Annotated in this window: 11 protein-coding genes, 1 tRNA gene and 1 pseudogene; 9 read left to right on the plus strand and 4 right to left on the minus strand. The window is 70.0% G+C overall.

Annotation, left to right across the window (positions count from 1 at the left end; translation table 11 throughout):
• Positions 1–12 precede the first annotated feature (12 nt).
• The 6 genes and pseudogenes from IN07_RS01195 to IN07_RS26130 all read left to right on the plus strand — a co-directional run bounded on the left by IN07_RS01195 (position 13) and on the right by IN07_RS26130 (position 5,527).
• Positions 13–97, plus strand: a tRNA-Leu gene (locus IN07_RS01195).
• A 98-nt stretch (positions 98–195) separates the two neighbouring features.
• On the plus strand, positions 196–966 hold the full coding sequence (locus IN07_RS01200) for a hypothetical protein (RefSeq protein WP_156118983.1): 771 nt from the start codon (positions 196–198) through the stop codon (positions 964–966).
• Between the two features lie 9 nt (positions 967–975).
• Positions 976–2,289 (plus strand): site-specific integrase, encoded by a 1,314-nt coding sequence (locus tag IN07_RS01205; RefSeq protein ID WP_036332725.1) that lies wholly within the window; start codon positions 976–978, stop codon positions 2,287–2,289.
• Between the two features lie 307 nt (positions 2,290–2,596).
• Positions 2,597–3,091: a DUF1281 family ferredoxin-like fold protein gene (locus IN07_RS01210; protein WP_156118984.1), complete on the plus strand. Its 495-nt coding sequence runs from the start codon at positions 2,597–2,599 to the stop codon at positions 3,089–3,091.
• A gap of 149 nt (positions 3,092–3,240) precedes the next feature.
• Positions 3,241–4,563: pseudogene (locus IN07_RS26890) on the plus strand (DEAD/DEAH box helicase family protein); the annotation flags it as partial.
• A 40-nt stretch (positions 4,564–4,603) separates the two neighbouring features.
• Positions 4,604–5,527 carry a helicase associated domain-containing protein gene (locus tag IN07_RS26130; protein WP_052090470.1) on the plus strand — a complete coding sequence of 308 codons (924 nt, stop codon included), beginning with the start codon at positions 4,604–4,606 and terminating at the stop codon, positions 5,525–5,527.
• A 234-nt stretch (positions 5,528–5,761) separates the two neighbouring features.
• On the opposite strand, the gene IN07_RS01220 is transcribed toward IN07_RS26130, so the two are convergent.
• Both IN07_RS01220 and IN07_RS01225 read right to left on the minus strand, forming a co-directional pair.
• The gene (locus tag IN07_RS01220; protein WP_156118985.1) at positions 5,762–6,730 is read right to left on the minus strand and encodes an Lsr2 dimerization domain-containing protein; all 969 of its coding nucleotides are present in this window, start codon (positions 6,728–6,730) and stop codon (positions 5,762–5,764) included.
• A complete protein-coding gene (locus IN07_RS01225) occupies positions 6,625–7,548 on the minus strand; it encodes a hypothetical protein (protein WP_156118986.1) in 924 nt (307 codons plus the stop codon). The genes IN07_RS01220 and IN07_RS01225 overlap by 106 nt, the downstream gene beginning before the upstream one ends.
• A 488-nt stretch (positions 7,549–8,036) precedes the next feature.
• Here IN07_RS01225 and IN07_RS25035 point away from each other — a divergent pair, with 488 nt between their 5' ends.
• From IN07_RS25035 to istB, 3 genes are all read left to right on the plus strand, one after another.
• Positions 8,037–8,435 carry a hypothetical protein gene (locus tag IN07_RS25035; protein WP_156118987.1) on the plus strand — a complete coding sequence of 133 codons (399 nt, stop codon included), beginning with the start codon at positions 8,037–8,039 and terminating at the stop codon, positions 8,433–8,435.
• A gap of 292 nt (positions 8,436–8,727) precedes the next feature.
• Positions 8,728–10,089: a Mu transposase domain-containing protein gene (locus tag IN07_RS01240; protein WP_036332737.1), complete on the plus strand. Its 1,362-nt coding sequence runs from the start codon at positions 8,728–8,730 to the stop codon at positions 10,087–10,089.
• Positions 10,086–10,925: an IS21-like element helper ATPase IstB gene (istB, locus tag IN07_RS01245; RefSeq protein ID WP_036332739.1), complete on the plus strand. Its 840-nt coding sequence runs from the start codon at positions 10,086–10,088 to the stop codon at positions 10,923–10,925. Before IN07_RS01240 ends, istB begins: the two co-directional genes overlap by 4 nt.
• A 142-nt stretch (positions 10,926–11,067) precedes the next feature.
• Here istB and IN07_RS01250 read toward each other — a convergent pair whose 3' ends face one another.
• Both IN07_RS01250 and IN07_RS01255 read right to left on the minus strand, forming a co-directional pair.
• Positions 11,068–11,403 carry a hypothetical protein gene (locus IN07_RS01250; protein ID WP_036332741.1) on the minus strand — a complete coding sequence of 112 codons (336 nt, stop codon included), beginning with the start codon at positions 11,401–11,403 and terminating at the stop codon, positions 11,068–11,070.
• A 347-nt stretch (positions 11,404–11,750) separates the two neighbouring features.
• Positions 11,751–13,661, minus strand: a complete 1,911-nt coding sequence (locus IN07_RS01255) for a hypothetical protein (protein WP_156118988.1) — start codon at positions 13,659–13,661, stop codon at positions 11,751–11,753.
• Positions 13,662–14,045 lie beyond the last annotated feature (384 nt).

Here is a 14,045-nt window from a genome sequence, read left to right on the forward strand (position 1 = left end):
AGTGCCCACCTTGTCCGGGTGGCGGAATGGCAGACGCGCTAGCTTGAGGTGCTAGTGCCCTTTATCGGGCGTGGGGGTTCAAGTCCCCCCTCGGACACAAGATCGTGGGAGCCGTCCCACCCTCCTTCGGGTGAACTGCACCCGGTTCGGCCCAATCCGAGCCCCGCTGGCGAAACGCCCGGCACAGCTGCGGCCATGCCCCGAACAGCACCACCGGCCCCGCTGCACGCCCGGCGCCGCGGCGGCCAGTCCGCACGCACGCACAGCTCCGCGCTTCAGGCGGCCACCGTGCCCGCCGTCACCAGCCCGGCAGTCGGCCCGGCCCCGGCCGGCGGCTGGGCGTTCGGCGGCGGCGCACCGTCCGCGGCGGAACTCACCGAGCTGTGGCTGAACACCGACCTGCTCCAGGAGCGTGCCCAGCGGCCGCCGGCCGCCGTCGACTTCACCCCGTTGCACGCCCGCGCCGCCGACCCGGCGCCTGCGCGCACGGAACTGACCTTGACCAAGCTGGATACCAAGGGCCGGCTTCCGCTGCCCCTGTGCCCGGTGCTCGACGCGCAGTTGCCGGCCGAACGTGACGGCGGTGTGCTGGTCGTCTTCCTGCCCGGTGGCTCCGCGGCTCCGCGGCCCGGCTACGGCACCGCGCCGCTGCGCGTCGACGGCCGCCGCCGGCTGCTGCTCGGCCCGGCGCTGCGTGCGCAGCTCGGCCTGGCCGCCAACGCCACCGTCGTCGCCCGCACCGACACCGAGCGTGGCGTGCTGGAGCTGATGCCCGCCAGCCGCCTCGAGCCGCAGCTCGACGAGCTGTTCGACAGCCACCGCGCCCCTCGGCGGGGCACGCCGCCCGGCGCGGAGGAGCAGCCCGTGCCGCGACTCACCGCTCTGCCCGGCGGGCGAATGCACCTCTCCCCCGGCGCCGCACCGTCTCCGTCGACGGTGGCCCCCGCCGCCGACGACGCGAACTGAGGAGACGACATGACCGACCAGACCATCGCCGGCCAGCCCGGCGACGGGGACGACTTCGCCGCCCGGATGGCCGAGATGGTCACCGAGGCCCGCAGCCGCGGCGTGGACCTGAGCAGCGTGCTCGCTGCTGCGGACGGGACTTCGCTGCGCGAGCAACTGGACCTGCGGCTCCCGGTCTTGCGCCGGGACCACAAGGGCACCTACGGCACCTGGGCGCTGTACCTGCGTCGCCTGGCCAATGGGCTGCCCGACTTCTGCCCGTGCGTGTGCCTGCCCTGCGCCTCGGGAACCTGCCCCTGCTCCGCCGGAACCCACTCCGAGGGCTGCTCCCCCGATGCGGATGTCGACTGCGGGGACCGGATGGGTGCCCGGGGCGACGATTCCGTGCGCGTCGTCACCCGCCACCACATCGCCGACGCGGCGTGGTGGGCCCGCCGGCACGCCATGCAGCGCACCGTCGTGCGCAACGCCAAGCGAGAGGCCGCCGGCCGGGTGCTGCACGACCACGACGGCCGCGGCGCCCAGGAGGCCATGGTGCAGGCCTGCCGCTGGCTGTGGAATGAGATGCGCCGCGACGACGTCGTACCGGCCAACGTCGCCCGCGACGTCCGTCTGCCCACGCGTCAGGAACGCGGGGCGCGCAGCCTCGACGTTCCCGACTTCCTCACCGTGCACAGCCTGGCCACCACCACCGGGGACGACCCGGCTCTCGACGGCCTCATCCTGCGGCACATGGTCATCCAGGCCACCCGCCGCGGCGGTGTCCTGGCCCTGCGCTGCCGCGGCATCAATCGCGACGACTGCACCATCACCTACTGGGACGAGAAGCGGGACACCTACCGCACCCGTCCCTCGACGCCCGACCACCTCGACGCGCTGGTCGCGCACGCGCTCGAGCGGGGTCCGCGCGTACCAGCGCCGGCGGACGCGCCCGACGAACTGCGGCGAACAGGCATCCCGGACCTGTCGCCCAACAACGCGGTCTTCTACTACCAGCCGAAGGACGTCCTCGATGTCGACGGGTTCCTCGTCGCCCGTGAGGCGCGCCCGCTGACCCGCAAGCGCTTCGAGACGCTGTTCGGCCGCATCCGCCGTCACCACCCCGGTTTCGATGCCCGCGGCCTGCGGCCACACGACATCCGCCACACCAGCGGCCGCCTCTTCTACGAGGCCGGTGGCGAAGCGGCCGCGAAGTTCCAGCTCGGGCACGACGGCGGCTCCACCAGCGAGCATTACTACAAGGAGCACATGGACACGCTCGGGCAGCTCAAGCGCGCCCTGTTCTCCCCACCCGGCGCTGCCACGGAGAACCCAGAGGCCTGATGGCCTGCAAGCTGCAGGGGAATCGCTTGCCGAGTCCCCTTCCCCCGGCTGGAACGCTGGAGGCAGGTGCGGCAGAGCGCGGGACGACCGCCTGGCCGGCGGCGCACTGTGGCCTCCCCGAGGTGCTCCGACCCTGGCGCGCCACGGTCGACGGCCGGGTCGCCGGCCCATAGGTACGCCGACGTGACAGCCGAACAGCACTGCTGCGTCGACGTGCTCGCCGACCGAGTGCCCCCAGCGGGTGAGCGGTGGAGCGCGCTTGCGCCGCCGGGTTCAGTCCGAGTCGGCGAGGGCCGATAGGAATCACATGCCCAACTGGACCGACAATCTGCTCACCGTCACAGGGTCCGCTGATCGTCTCAACGAGTTCCTGGCTGCGGTAAATGGCGAGAACGGCGTCGTCGACTTCGCGACTCACCTACCGCAGGCCCCGGTCGATGACGAGGGTCACGAACAGTCCTGGTGGGGCTTCAACGCATGTGCCACCGAACTCACCGAGCACACCCCCGCGAGACTCGTCTTTTATTTCCAGACGGGATGGGAACCTCCGCTGGCGTGGGCGGAATGCGTCGCCGAGAAGTACCCGGATCTCCGGATGTCATTGCTCTACGCCGAAGAGGGCGAGGGCTACGCCGGACTGTGGATCTCGAACGAGAACGGAACAGCGGACAACTGGCTCAACGTCAATGTGGTCGGCTATCCCGCGGTGTGGGCTTTTCTCGACAGTCTCGGCTGTGACTTTGGGTGGAACGCCCCCGACAACGAGCCTTACGACCGTGACTCGGTCCCCCAGGTTGGCTGACCCGGACTCATGACGCGAGGGCAGACATCGCACACGCCCTGACGGCAACGTCGGTGAGTCTGCGTGGCATGACGGCCACAGCCCGCGGACGCGTGTCGACTCTGCCGGCCGCTCGTCTGAAGCTCGGATCGGGCTGGTGCGGCCAAGGGATGAATCTGCCGGGGTGTGCCTCGCACTCGCGCGAGAGATGTCCCCGTCCTCGCCCCCGAAGTCGCGGCGAACAAGCGAAGCCGCACGTGGCATACATCACTCGTATCCGACTGCGCTGTCCGCGCTCCTCCGCACCGTCCAGGTGGCCAAGACCACGAGCCCCTGGAGACCCGTTGACCCACACCGCGATACCCACGCACGTCCACGTCCAACTCGCTGATGCTGCCTCCGTCCCCGGCGCAGGCATTCAGCTTCGTCCGCATCAGCTCGCGGCCCTTTTCGCCGCCACGGAGGCCCTTGTCCATCACGACCGCGGGCAACTGCACATGGCCTGTGGCACCGGCAAGACCCTGACCGCGCTCCGGCTGGCCGAGCGGCTGGAGGCCGACCTGGTCCTGGTGCTGGTCCCGAGCCTGTCTCTGCTTGCGCAGACCCTGCGGGAGTGGCGTCAGCATTGCCTCAGCCCGTTCGACGCCATCGCCGTCTGTTCCGACGACACCGTCACCGACGCCGAGGCGTCAGCCGCGGCCGCCGACATCCCGGCACCGGTCACCACTCACCCGGACGTCCTCGCCGCACACCTCATCGGCCGGCGCGCTGGCCGGACGGTGGTGTTCGCCACGTACCACTCCGCGCTCGTGGTCGCCGCTGCCCAGACGATGGGCGCACCTGCCTTCGACCTGGCGCTGGCCGACGAGGCTCATCGCACCGCCGGACAGGCGGCAACAGCGTTCCGGCTCATCCTGAATGGCGACCGCATCCACGCCACGAAGCGGGTCTTCATGACCGCCACCCCACGGCTGACGAAGGGCGCGTCTGCCACGTCGATGGACGACGAGACCCTCTACGGGCCAGTCATGTACCGCTTCGGCTTCGCGGAGGCCATCGAGGCTGAACTCCTGTGCGACTACCAGGTCGTCGTCGTCGGCGTCACGGACGACTCCATCCGGGAGCAGCTCGAGGAGGGCGCGGAGCTCGTCGTCGGAGAGCACGTGCTGACTGGCCACGAGGGTGCCGCAGCCGTCGCTGTCCTCAAGGCGATGGAGGACTACGGCATCACCCGCATGATCACTTTCCACGGAAACGTCGACCGCGCACAGCGTTTCGCGACCGCGCTGCCAGACGTCGCCGCATCGCTGCTCGCCCCGGGCGAGGCGTTCCAGCTGTCCGCAGGACATGTCAACGGCGGGATGTCAGCCGGCGAGCGAACCGAACTGCTGAACAGCCTGCGCACGCTGGCCCCGGGACATCGGCGCGTACTGACCAACGCCCGCTGCCTCACCGAAGGCGTCGACGTACCGGCCATCGACGGCATCGCCTTCATCGACCCGCGCAGTTCCTACGTCGACATCGTCCAGGCCGTTGGCCGGGCGAACCGCACCCGGCAAGACCATCGGCACCATCCTGCTGCCCGTCTACCTCAGCGCCGACGAAGACCCCGAGACAGTCCTGTCCTCGTCGGCCTTCGACGACGTGTGCACCGTGTTGCACGCGCTGCGCGACCACGACCCAGCGTTTGGTGCCGCGCTGGACGCCGCTCGAGGGCAAGTCGGCACACGAAGGATGACGCCGTCGCTTCCAGGCAAGGTCATCGCGGACCTCCCGGACCGACTCGATGGCGACTTTCATACAGCCCTTTGCACGCGCCTACTGATGCAGACCACGAAGCCCTTCTGGGAACGGCTGCAGCAGCTCGCCGATTACATCAGCGCGCGCGGCGACCTCCCTGGGCCGAGCACGGCGCCGGAGCTGCACCAGTTCGTGAAGACTCAGCGCAATCGCCGTCGCCACGGCTACATGGGTTCGGAGGAACTAGCGGCTCTGGAAGCGCTTCCAGGTTGGCTCTGGCAGGCACCGCGCATCAGCGAAGAGCTCAGGTCCCGCGCGAGGGCCATGCGCGACGCCGGCCTGTCCCTCAACGACATCGCCAATCACTTCGCGACCGAGGGCGTCGAAAGCGCCTCCGGTCCAATCACCTGGAAGAGTTCCGCCATCAGAAGCATGCTCACCACTAACGAGGAACGCACGGCCATCGCCAGTAGTCGAGACGAGCGCTGGGAGCGCCGGTACGCCGCGCTTAGGGAATGGACCGAAGTTGTGGGGGCGCTGAAGTGGCGCAACGCTGGAATGGACCCGGTGTTGCAGCGCTGGATGATTCGCCAGAAGTCCGACTACCGAGCAGGCAACCCTCGGATGACGTCCGAACTGGTCACTCGGCTCGAGGCGCTCCCCGGCTGGTTCTGGGAGCATGCGAAGCCCGCTCGGGGCGACCGCGAGGCGGCTTGACAGGTCATGGCAGGCAGTCGCCGTGGTGCGATTGCAGTACCAGGGTTTCCAGGCCTTGGGTACGGCCGTCGGGTATTGACCGGCGTCTGCCTACGTCCAGCTGCTCGACGTCTGACGAAGCCACGCCATGCCGCCGGGCCCCGCACCACTAATCTGGGTGCGGGGCTTGGAAGGCGGCGCTGCCGTATCGCAGGGTTCGAAAGGAGCATGGGGCCAGCGCAGTACCTGGTCAGATCAGCCGCCGTCACCGACTGACGCCGGGGGCTCCGTTGCGGCGGCCGGGTTGCGACTCCTCCGACCGGCGGCGACGTACTTGCCGACGATTCGTCGGAACTGCTGCTCTTCGGCGGGGGTTAGGTCGATCTCGTAGGTCTGCCCCTCCAGGCCGAACCGCACCGGTGTTGCGCTGGCCGGCCGGGGCCGAGACCGCCGAACCGGCGTTCGTCCGGTGCCGGTGGTGGTGAAGCGGGCGGGCAGGGAGTACAGGTCGTCGGCGGTGAGCACGAGTAGCTCGATGCCCAGGTCGGTGGCCATCTGCCTCTTTGCCTGGATCTTGCCGAAGTAGGCGGGGTAGTCGAGCATCCCGGCGTACTCGATCATCGTGCCGTCGAGCAGTCGCCAGTCCGCGCGCAGCCGACCGTTCGGGTTGACCTGCGGATGAACCGGCCAGGCCGGTTCGTGCACGTGGGTAATGCCGTGGGCTGTGAGGAAGTCGTCGACGGTCTTCTCCGCCAGAGAACGCATCCACTGTCCGTCCTCGGCCAAGCAGTGGGTGCCGCGCGCGGGGCGCCACGTGTCGCCGATGATGCCGAGGCCGCGCAAGACCGCGGTCCAGGGGCGGCCGTAGTCGGCGTACAGCTCTTCGATGCCGGGGACGGCGGCCAGGGCGGCGACGATTCGGTCCCGCCGCTGGAGGTCGGCCGGCAGTGCGGCCAGCCGACGGTAGCCGGCGCCGCCATCGATCAGACGCAAGTCAGGAATGGCGCCGAGCTGCTCGACCAATCGCAGCATCGCACGAGCCCGCTGCTCGCGGGTGTTCGGTTCACCTTGCCATTGAGGCCGGCCGTCATCGGGCCTGCGGTAGCCGGATTGCGCGGTCAGCGCACGGATCGAACATCCGTAGCAGTAGCGCAGGCCAGGCAACCGGAGGGCGATCGTGTCAGTGAGGTCGGCGTCTCTAACGCCGATCCGCAGATCGGGCACTGCCCCCGGCCGCGGGATTCGACGATCCCGCCGCGGGTGCTGGCTAGGCGGAACACCGCTTGGTGGAGCAGGGTGACGCCCACGAACGTGTCGCCGTGCCTACGGACGTGATACGGGAACTTGCGCGCCGCAGCCGGGCCAAGGATGTCGATCAGCCGGGCGTGCAGCTCCGGTAGACGTGTGGACAGGGCCCGGACGGCGAAACGGTCCCAGAAGCCACCGTAGCGTTCGGCGAGCTCGTCGGTGAGCGCCTGCCCCTCGTCCGTCCATGCCGCCTGCATGCGGGCCCACAGCCCCCGCGGCCACGGCTCGCCCCACAGCTGGTTGAGGTAGCGGCGCGGGACCGGGTCGTAGTCGACGCGCGTGATCGGAATGGGCACCTGGTAGCTGTTGATCGCCTCGGCCAGCCACGGCTCGGTTGCGGCGAGCCCACCCATGGGCCGGTCGGGGGCGATGATCATCGTGCGGATCGCATCGACCACTCGGAGAGCGACCGAGCCCTGCTCCTTGCTGGCGGCCGCGTAGGAGACGGCGAGCCGGAGCGTGCGGTCCCCGCCGACGGAGCTGTGCACCCCCAGCCTGCGCCACCGGGTGCCGCGCTGCGGGGCGAGCACCAACGCGAACTCGCCATGGGCGAAGTCGTTGATGGCAGTGTCGTGTATGTCAGTTGCCGCGATTACCGGCCCGGGAACCCACTGTCGCGACTTTGGTGGCCGCGCGAGGAATACCAGCGCTGTGCTCGTGACCAGCAGAATCGCCGGGCTCAAGAGCGGCGAGCCGGAGCGGCCGTTGACTTTGACTGGGCTGATGGCGCGCACCGTGTCAGCCGGATCGGCGGCAGCCAAGTACCTGATCAGCGCCGCCCTAGCGGTCTCTCCCGGCAGAGGCGCGCCGGGTCGGCCGGTCAACAGGAGCGCAACGTACTCATCCAGCTTCGCTAGGTTCAGCCCGGAAAGCAGTTCCGGCGTCAGCGGCGGACGTGGAGGCTCCGGGGCCGGCCGTGGAGGCATAGGCCGGATGGTCGCATCCATCCATGGACGACCGATGCATTGACCGGATCCGCGTGCCGCGGCCGCTCGACGTTGAGAGGCAGCCCGACCGGCCAGCGCTTCAACGTCGAGCACTACACCCGTCCTGTGTGCGCCCGCCCTGCGCAGCAGGTCGGTGTCTGCTGACGAACATCTGCCGGTCGACAGTCTTGCGGCTGCAGTTCTCGCCCCGACGGTCCAAGTCGGACATCTGACGTGTCCCGCGCGGATCCGCCGGGACAGCGTGTCCTGGCACGCGCCTCTCATCGGAGGGCCGCATGCCCCAACCGATCACCCGCACCGCCTCGAGCGCCGCTCGGCCGGTGCCCCGCCAGCGGAACCAGTCACGGCCGCCGCTCCTCCGTCACCTGCGTGAGCAGGAATGGCGGACGATGGTCGGAACGTACCGCCTGCTGTCCCGCCTCATAGTGGAGCGCAGCAAGCACCACCTGGTCGACGAGGCGGACGACTACGCTCGGCAGGCGACAGCGGTCGAGGAGGAACTGGAGCGTCTCTTCGCGCTCCGCTGGGCACGCCGACGGCCCAATCTCCTGCTGGAACAGGCCCGCTGGTGGAGCGAGCCGCACGAAGACGATCCACTGAACTGCCGCTTCTGCCAGCTGCAGATCGGAAACGCTCCCGAGCGAACCAGCCTCTCGCCCCTGCGTCGCGACTAGGGAAGGCACCCCCGATGGCCCCGCCTTAGAGCGGGGCCATCGTCCTCTTCAGCCAGTCTTGGCACCCCGCTCCCTTGCTCGGCCGACCGGAAGACGCCTCGCCGCCCGAGGATGAGGCACGTAGAGCGGCGTGCCCCAGGGCAGGTTCCGCGACACTGATGGCGCTCAGTTGAAAGTCCTCAGTCCTGCTCACTGAAAGTCCCCACCTGTGGAGCTCCGCCGAGACGGCGGGGGCTCCTCCGAGGATGGCGGTCTCTGACCACCGCACCACCTCGAAGGAGCCCTGCCTCTCATGCTCACACGGGAGGACGACATCGACGTGCACGCGCTACGTCGCCAGGGCTGGACGATCTCGGCGATCGCCCGGCACCTGGGTCGCGACCGCAAGACCATCCGCGCCTATCTCAACGGCCGCCAGGCCGGGGTCCGTACCCCGGCCGGCCCGGACCTGTTCGATCCGTTCGTCGACTACTGCCGGGCCCGGCTGACCGAGGACCCGCACCTGTGGGCCATGACCCTGTTCGACGAGGTCACCGGGCTGGGCTACGACCGGGCGTACTCCACGTTCACCCGCCAGCTGCGGGTCCGGGGCCTGCGCCCGGCCTGTGAGCCGTGCGCGCCGGCGAAGGGCCGCCCGGCGGCGGTGATCGACCACCCGGCCGGTGAGGAGACCCAGTGGGACTGGGTGGAGCTGCCCGACCCGCCGGGCTCCTGGGTCGCCGCCGGCTACACCGGCCGGGCGTTCCTGCTGGTCGGGGCGCTGGCGCACTCCGGCCGCTGGCGCGGGGTGCTCTGTTCCTCGATGGAGCAGCCACAGCTGATCGACGCCCTGCACCGGGTCACCGTCGCCCTGGGTGGGCTGACCCGTAGCTGGCGGTTCGACCGGATGGCGACGGTCTGCCACCCCGGCTCGGGGAAGGTGAGCGCGTCGTTCGCCGCGGTCGCCAAGCACTACGGGGTCACCGTGGCGATCTGCCCGCCGCGGCGCGGAAACCGCAAGGGCGTGGTGGAGAAGGCCAACCACACCGCCGCCCAGCGCTGGTGGCGCACCCTGGGCGACGACGTCACGCCGGAGCAGGCGCAGGCCGCACTCGACGAGTTCTGCGCCACCCGGGGCGATGCCCGGCTCCGCACACTCGGCGGCCGGCGGGGCACCGTCTCCAGCTTCCTCGCCGACGAGCGGCTCGCACCGCTGCCGGCCCCGTTCCCCGCCGTGCTCACCGCGGAGCGGAGGGTCTCCGCGCAGTCCTTGGTCGCCTACCGCGGCAACTTCTACTCCGTCCCGCCGGAGCTGACCGGCACGACGGTGACCGTGGCCCACCGTCTCGGCGCCACCAGCATCGACATCACCACCGGGCAGACCACCGGCCGGCTGCCGACGGTCATCGCCCGGCACCGGCTGGCCGCCGACGGGGCCGGGGTCATGGTCCGCGACTCGATCCACATCACCGCGCTGGAGACCGCCGCGCTGGCCGCGTTCACCACCGCCGCCCCGCACCGCCGCAAGCAGCGCATCCCACCCGGCCCCGCGGCCCAAGCCGCCGCCGACCATTTCCGCGACAAGACCACCGCGACCGCCCCAGATCCGGGCCGGGTCGTCATCGACCTGGCCGCCTACGACCGCGCCGCCCGAGGAAGGAACACCCTCCGATGAGCACCCCACACACCACACCACCGCCCGAGCCGAGCACGAACCTGCAGGCCAGCGTCTACCAGCAACTGCGCGGGCACCTGGCCACCCTGAAGCTGCACGCCGCCGCCGAGGCCCTGCCTGGGGTGCTCGACGCCGCCCGCGCCGAGAACCTGAGCCTGACCGCCGCCCTCGAACGCCTGCTGGCCCTCGAGGTGAACGACACCGAGGCCCGCCGGCTGGCCGGCCGGCTGCGGTTCGCCTCCCTGCCCAGTCCTGCCTCACTCGAGGACTTCGACTACGACGCCGCCCCCGGCATCGACCGGGCGCTCATCCAGGAGTTGGCGACCTGCCGCTACCTGGAGTCAGCGACGAACGTGCTGCTCATCGGCCCACCGGGAGTTGGCAAGACCCATCTCGCGGTCGGCCTCGCGCGGGCCTCCGCGCAGGCCGGCTACCGCACCTACTTCACCACCGCCGCCGACCTGGCCGCCCGCTGCCACCGCGCTGCGATCGAGGGCCGCTGGGCCACCACCATGCGCTTCTTCGCCGGCCCCACCCTGCTAGTCATCGACGAACTGGGCTACCTCCCGTTGCCCGCCGAGGCCGCCTCCGCCCTGTTCCAGGTCGTCTCCCAGCGCTACGGCAAGACCTCGATCGTGCTCACCACCAACCGGGGAGTCGCCTCCTGGGGTGAGGTCCTCGGCGACACCACCGTTGCCGCCGCCATGCTCGACCGGCTCCTGCACCGCTCGGTCGTGCTCAACCTCGACGGCGACAGCTACCGGCTCCGCGACCACCACGCCCGCACCGACACCCTCCGCCGCGCCGCCACCGGCACCCGACGACCGCTAACCTGACCGCGCACCCGGGTGGGGACTTTCGATGAGCACCCCTGGGGAACTTCGGCGAGCGCCATCAACACCGTCGCCACCGGCGGGGGCCGGACCTGAGTGGAGCCCACGAACCTCTGGGGTCCGAGACTTCGAGGAGTTCGCCGGTTCAGCCGTCCCCCGGGACTGCCGTCGGAGACCAACGGAGCAGCTGTGCCCGCTCGGCGTAGTAGACGTTCTCCGCCACATTGACCAGTCCCGTCATGGTCGCCGCCAGCTCGACGTCGCTGCCCTCGGGCATCGTCCCGAGCCTGCTCTTGGTCGACGCAGTCACCCGGACGCTGCCCGTCCGAGTCTCGATCCGCAGCCAGACGTTCCGGTACGTCCCGCTGTAGCCGTCGCCGCACTCGGCGACCGTCCCCTGGATGCGTACCCGCTCCCGCCCAGTGGCAGCGCTGAGCAACTGCTTGCGGGTCTTGACCATCATCAGCTCGTGGGCCGGCATGGCTCTCCGCCTCATCGCCCCGGGTCGTGCCCGGCTACCAGGGAACGTCCCGGCCGCTTCGCGGAGCACAAGCAGGTGAGCGGGTTCCGGGGTCGCCGCCATTTCATGCCCAGCCGGACGGCCCGCGCTGCCGGCAGCGTCTCGCAGCGGCGACCCCAATGGCTCGCACCCACCGTCGAGGCTCGCCGGCATGAAGCCTCCTCCAGCACGCCCGCGGGGACTCCGGGTGTGCGGTGCTCAACCAGAGGACGTCACAACGCTGCACCGTGGCGCCGCCGGACGGCGCAAGTCGCCTACGCATGACCGGGGGCGCGATCCACGGCGATTCCGTCAACGGTGACACCCGCCTACGGACTCAAGGCCTGGGGCGGCAACGCCTCACGCGCGGGCTTCCACGCCTTGTCCACCAGTCCGGCGAGCCGCCGGGATCGGGCGAAGTCGTAGCGGCACTCGCGCATCACGTAGCCGCGCAGGCTGTCCCTGAACAGGGTGGCGTGCTCCTTGCCGGCCAGCACGTCACGTAGGCCTGGGCCGCCCGACTCGGCCAGACCTTCGAGCAACTCCAGTTCCACGGTGTCGACCACTTCAAGCGGGCCGATGTTGGCTTCGGTCAACAGACCCCGCTGTCGGACCCGGTTGCGCAGCAACTCGACCGAGACCGGATTGACCGGGAACCCTTCGGCGACGACCAGCAGCGGGAAGAACCGCCGCGTCGGGCCGCTCGGGGCCCCGGTGAGCCGGCTGGGATCGGCGCGCAGTGCGGCGATTGTGTGGTCGAGCTGTTCCACCTTGTCGACCAGCTTGTCCAGATCCCGGCTAAGCGCCTCCATGTCAGCCCCAGCCACGGTGTCGCGCGTGAGCCGGCTGGTGGTGATCTCCACGACGACCCACGCATCTCCGTAGTCAACGGCCGCATCTGCGATCCGGCGTCCCCGCTGTCGGTAGGCGGTCAGCAGCGTGGCTTCGTCGAACACCCGCGGGCACGCTTCGCCGCTTCCAACCAGCGAGTGCAGCACCTCCAGGGCGTAGGCCTCGCCCAGGTGCTGGAGGTAGGCCTGGATCTGAGCAGCGCGCTTCGCGCCGGCCGTGTCCCCGCGGGCCTTGAGCGCGTCGATGACGTCGAAGCCCAGGAGCCCCCCGAAAATGCGGCGGACTAGCAGCTGGACGTCCAGGACGAGCAGCGACCCGTCGTCGAGGCGGGCGACCGGGTACCGCTCCAGTGAGCTGAAACCCCACACCGGGCCGTGCGCGTCCAGTTCCGTCCGCAGCGCACGACGCAAGGTCGGTAGGTCGGCGGTGTACACCCCCAGCGCCGCCTGCAGGCGCTGGTCCGTCCATCCGAGCGCAGTGAAGTAGTCCAGGCGCACCTGTGGAAGGCCCTGCAGCGTCGCCGTCCACAGCAGGATTGCGGTGATGGTGACGTCCCGCACTGACGACCCTGTCACGGCGGCGAACTCGCGCTCCAGGTCGACCACCCCTGCGGCGTCGGCTCGCTCCCGCGGCAGCTCGAGCCACTGACGGACCAGCCGTGCCATCAAGTGGACCTCGTCGCCGGGCCGGTTGAAGTACTGGCTGATCAAGGCGAACTGGGACAGCTCTCCGACGGCGGTGTCGACGACCACCTCCTCGTCGCCCTCGTCGAGATGGTCGGTGGCGTCGTCCAGCACCTGCAGCGCGCCGAAGTACGTCAGGACGAGCATCTGGGGTTCCGCGTCGGGCGACGTCGTGGTTCCGCTGTCTCGGGCGGCCAGCTTCGCCAGGGAGTACAGCGCCTGCGGCACGACCAGCCGTCGGGAAGGGTCTCGCAGCAGGTTCCGGGCGCGCAGCAGCGCCTCGTTGGCCAGTTGCTTCTCGGCGAAGTCCCGGTCCGTCTGACGCACGTCGATCCGTGGATTCCGGTACCCCGCGAGTGTGGCGGCGATGAACCCCAGCACGTCGGTGAACGACAGCTGTTGCAGCCAGTCGCGGGTGAGAGCCTCTGACGGGGCGGCCCCGAACAGCTCGTCGGCGCTGATCCAGCACAACGTGTCATCCAGTGGCTGGGGGGCCGCGGCGGCGGGGACGAAGAGTCCGCTCGTCAGGCGGACGAACGGGGTCCGGAGTGGCGGCAGGGTCGTGCCGGTGACCATGACCTGCCCGTCGGTGATCGGCGTCAGATGAGTCCGGACGGCTCCAGTCTCTCGGCCGGCGAACACCGTGCGCAGTCGCGCCAGCTGAACGCGCAGCTGTGCGGACGTGCCGGGCTGGCGAGCCTGCACCGGCGGAAGCATGGCTCTCCTTGGTTCCGATGGCGACTACAGGTCGGTGGCGGTGCGCAGTCAGCCGATCACATGGGTCCGACAGTCCTGGTCAGACGTCCCTTCCCCTAACCGGCATTGCGCTGTCTCACGGCGCTTTCACGGTTGCCGGGCATGACTGCTGGCTGCCCGACTCGACTTCCCGCCAACGACGACGATGCGCTCTCTGCCTTTCACGCCGAGCTTGCCCACCTGATGTCCCTGAGTGAGGAAGCCTTCGCCGTGCTGTCCCCAGACGCTCTGACGCCGCTCGTCGCGAAAGTCCGGGCGACCCCCAGTGAAGTCTCCCTCTCGTAGGACTCGGCGCTGGTTTCGACCATCGCCAACTTCTTCAGCAAACCGATT

The organism is Modestobacter caceresii, from assembly GCF_000761485.1.
Taxonomy (GTDB): domain Bacteria; phylum Actinomycetota; class Actinomycetes; order Mycobacteriales; family Geodermatophilaceae; genus Modestobacter; species Modestobacter caceresii.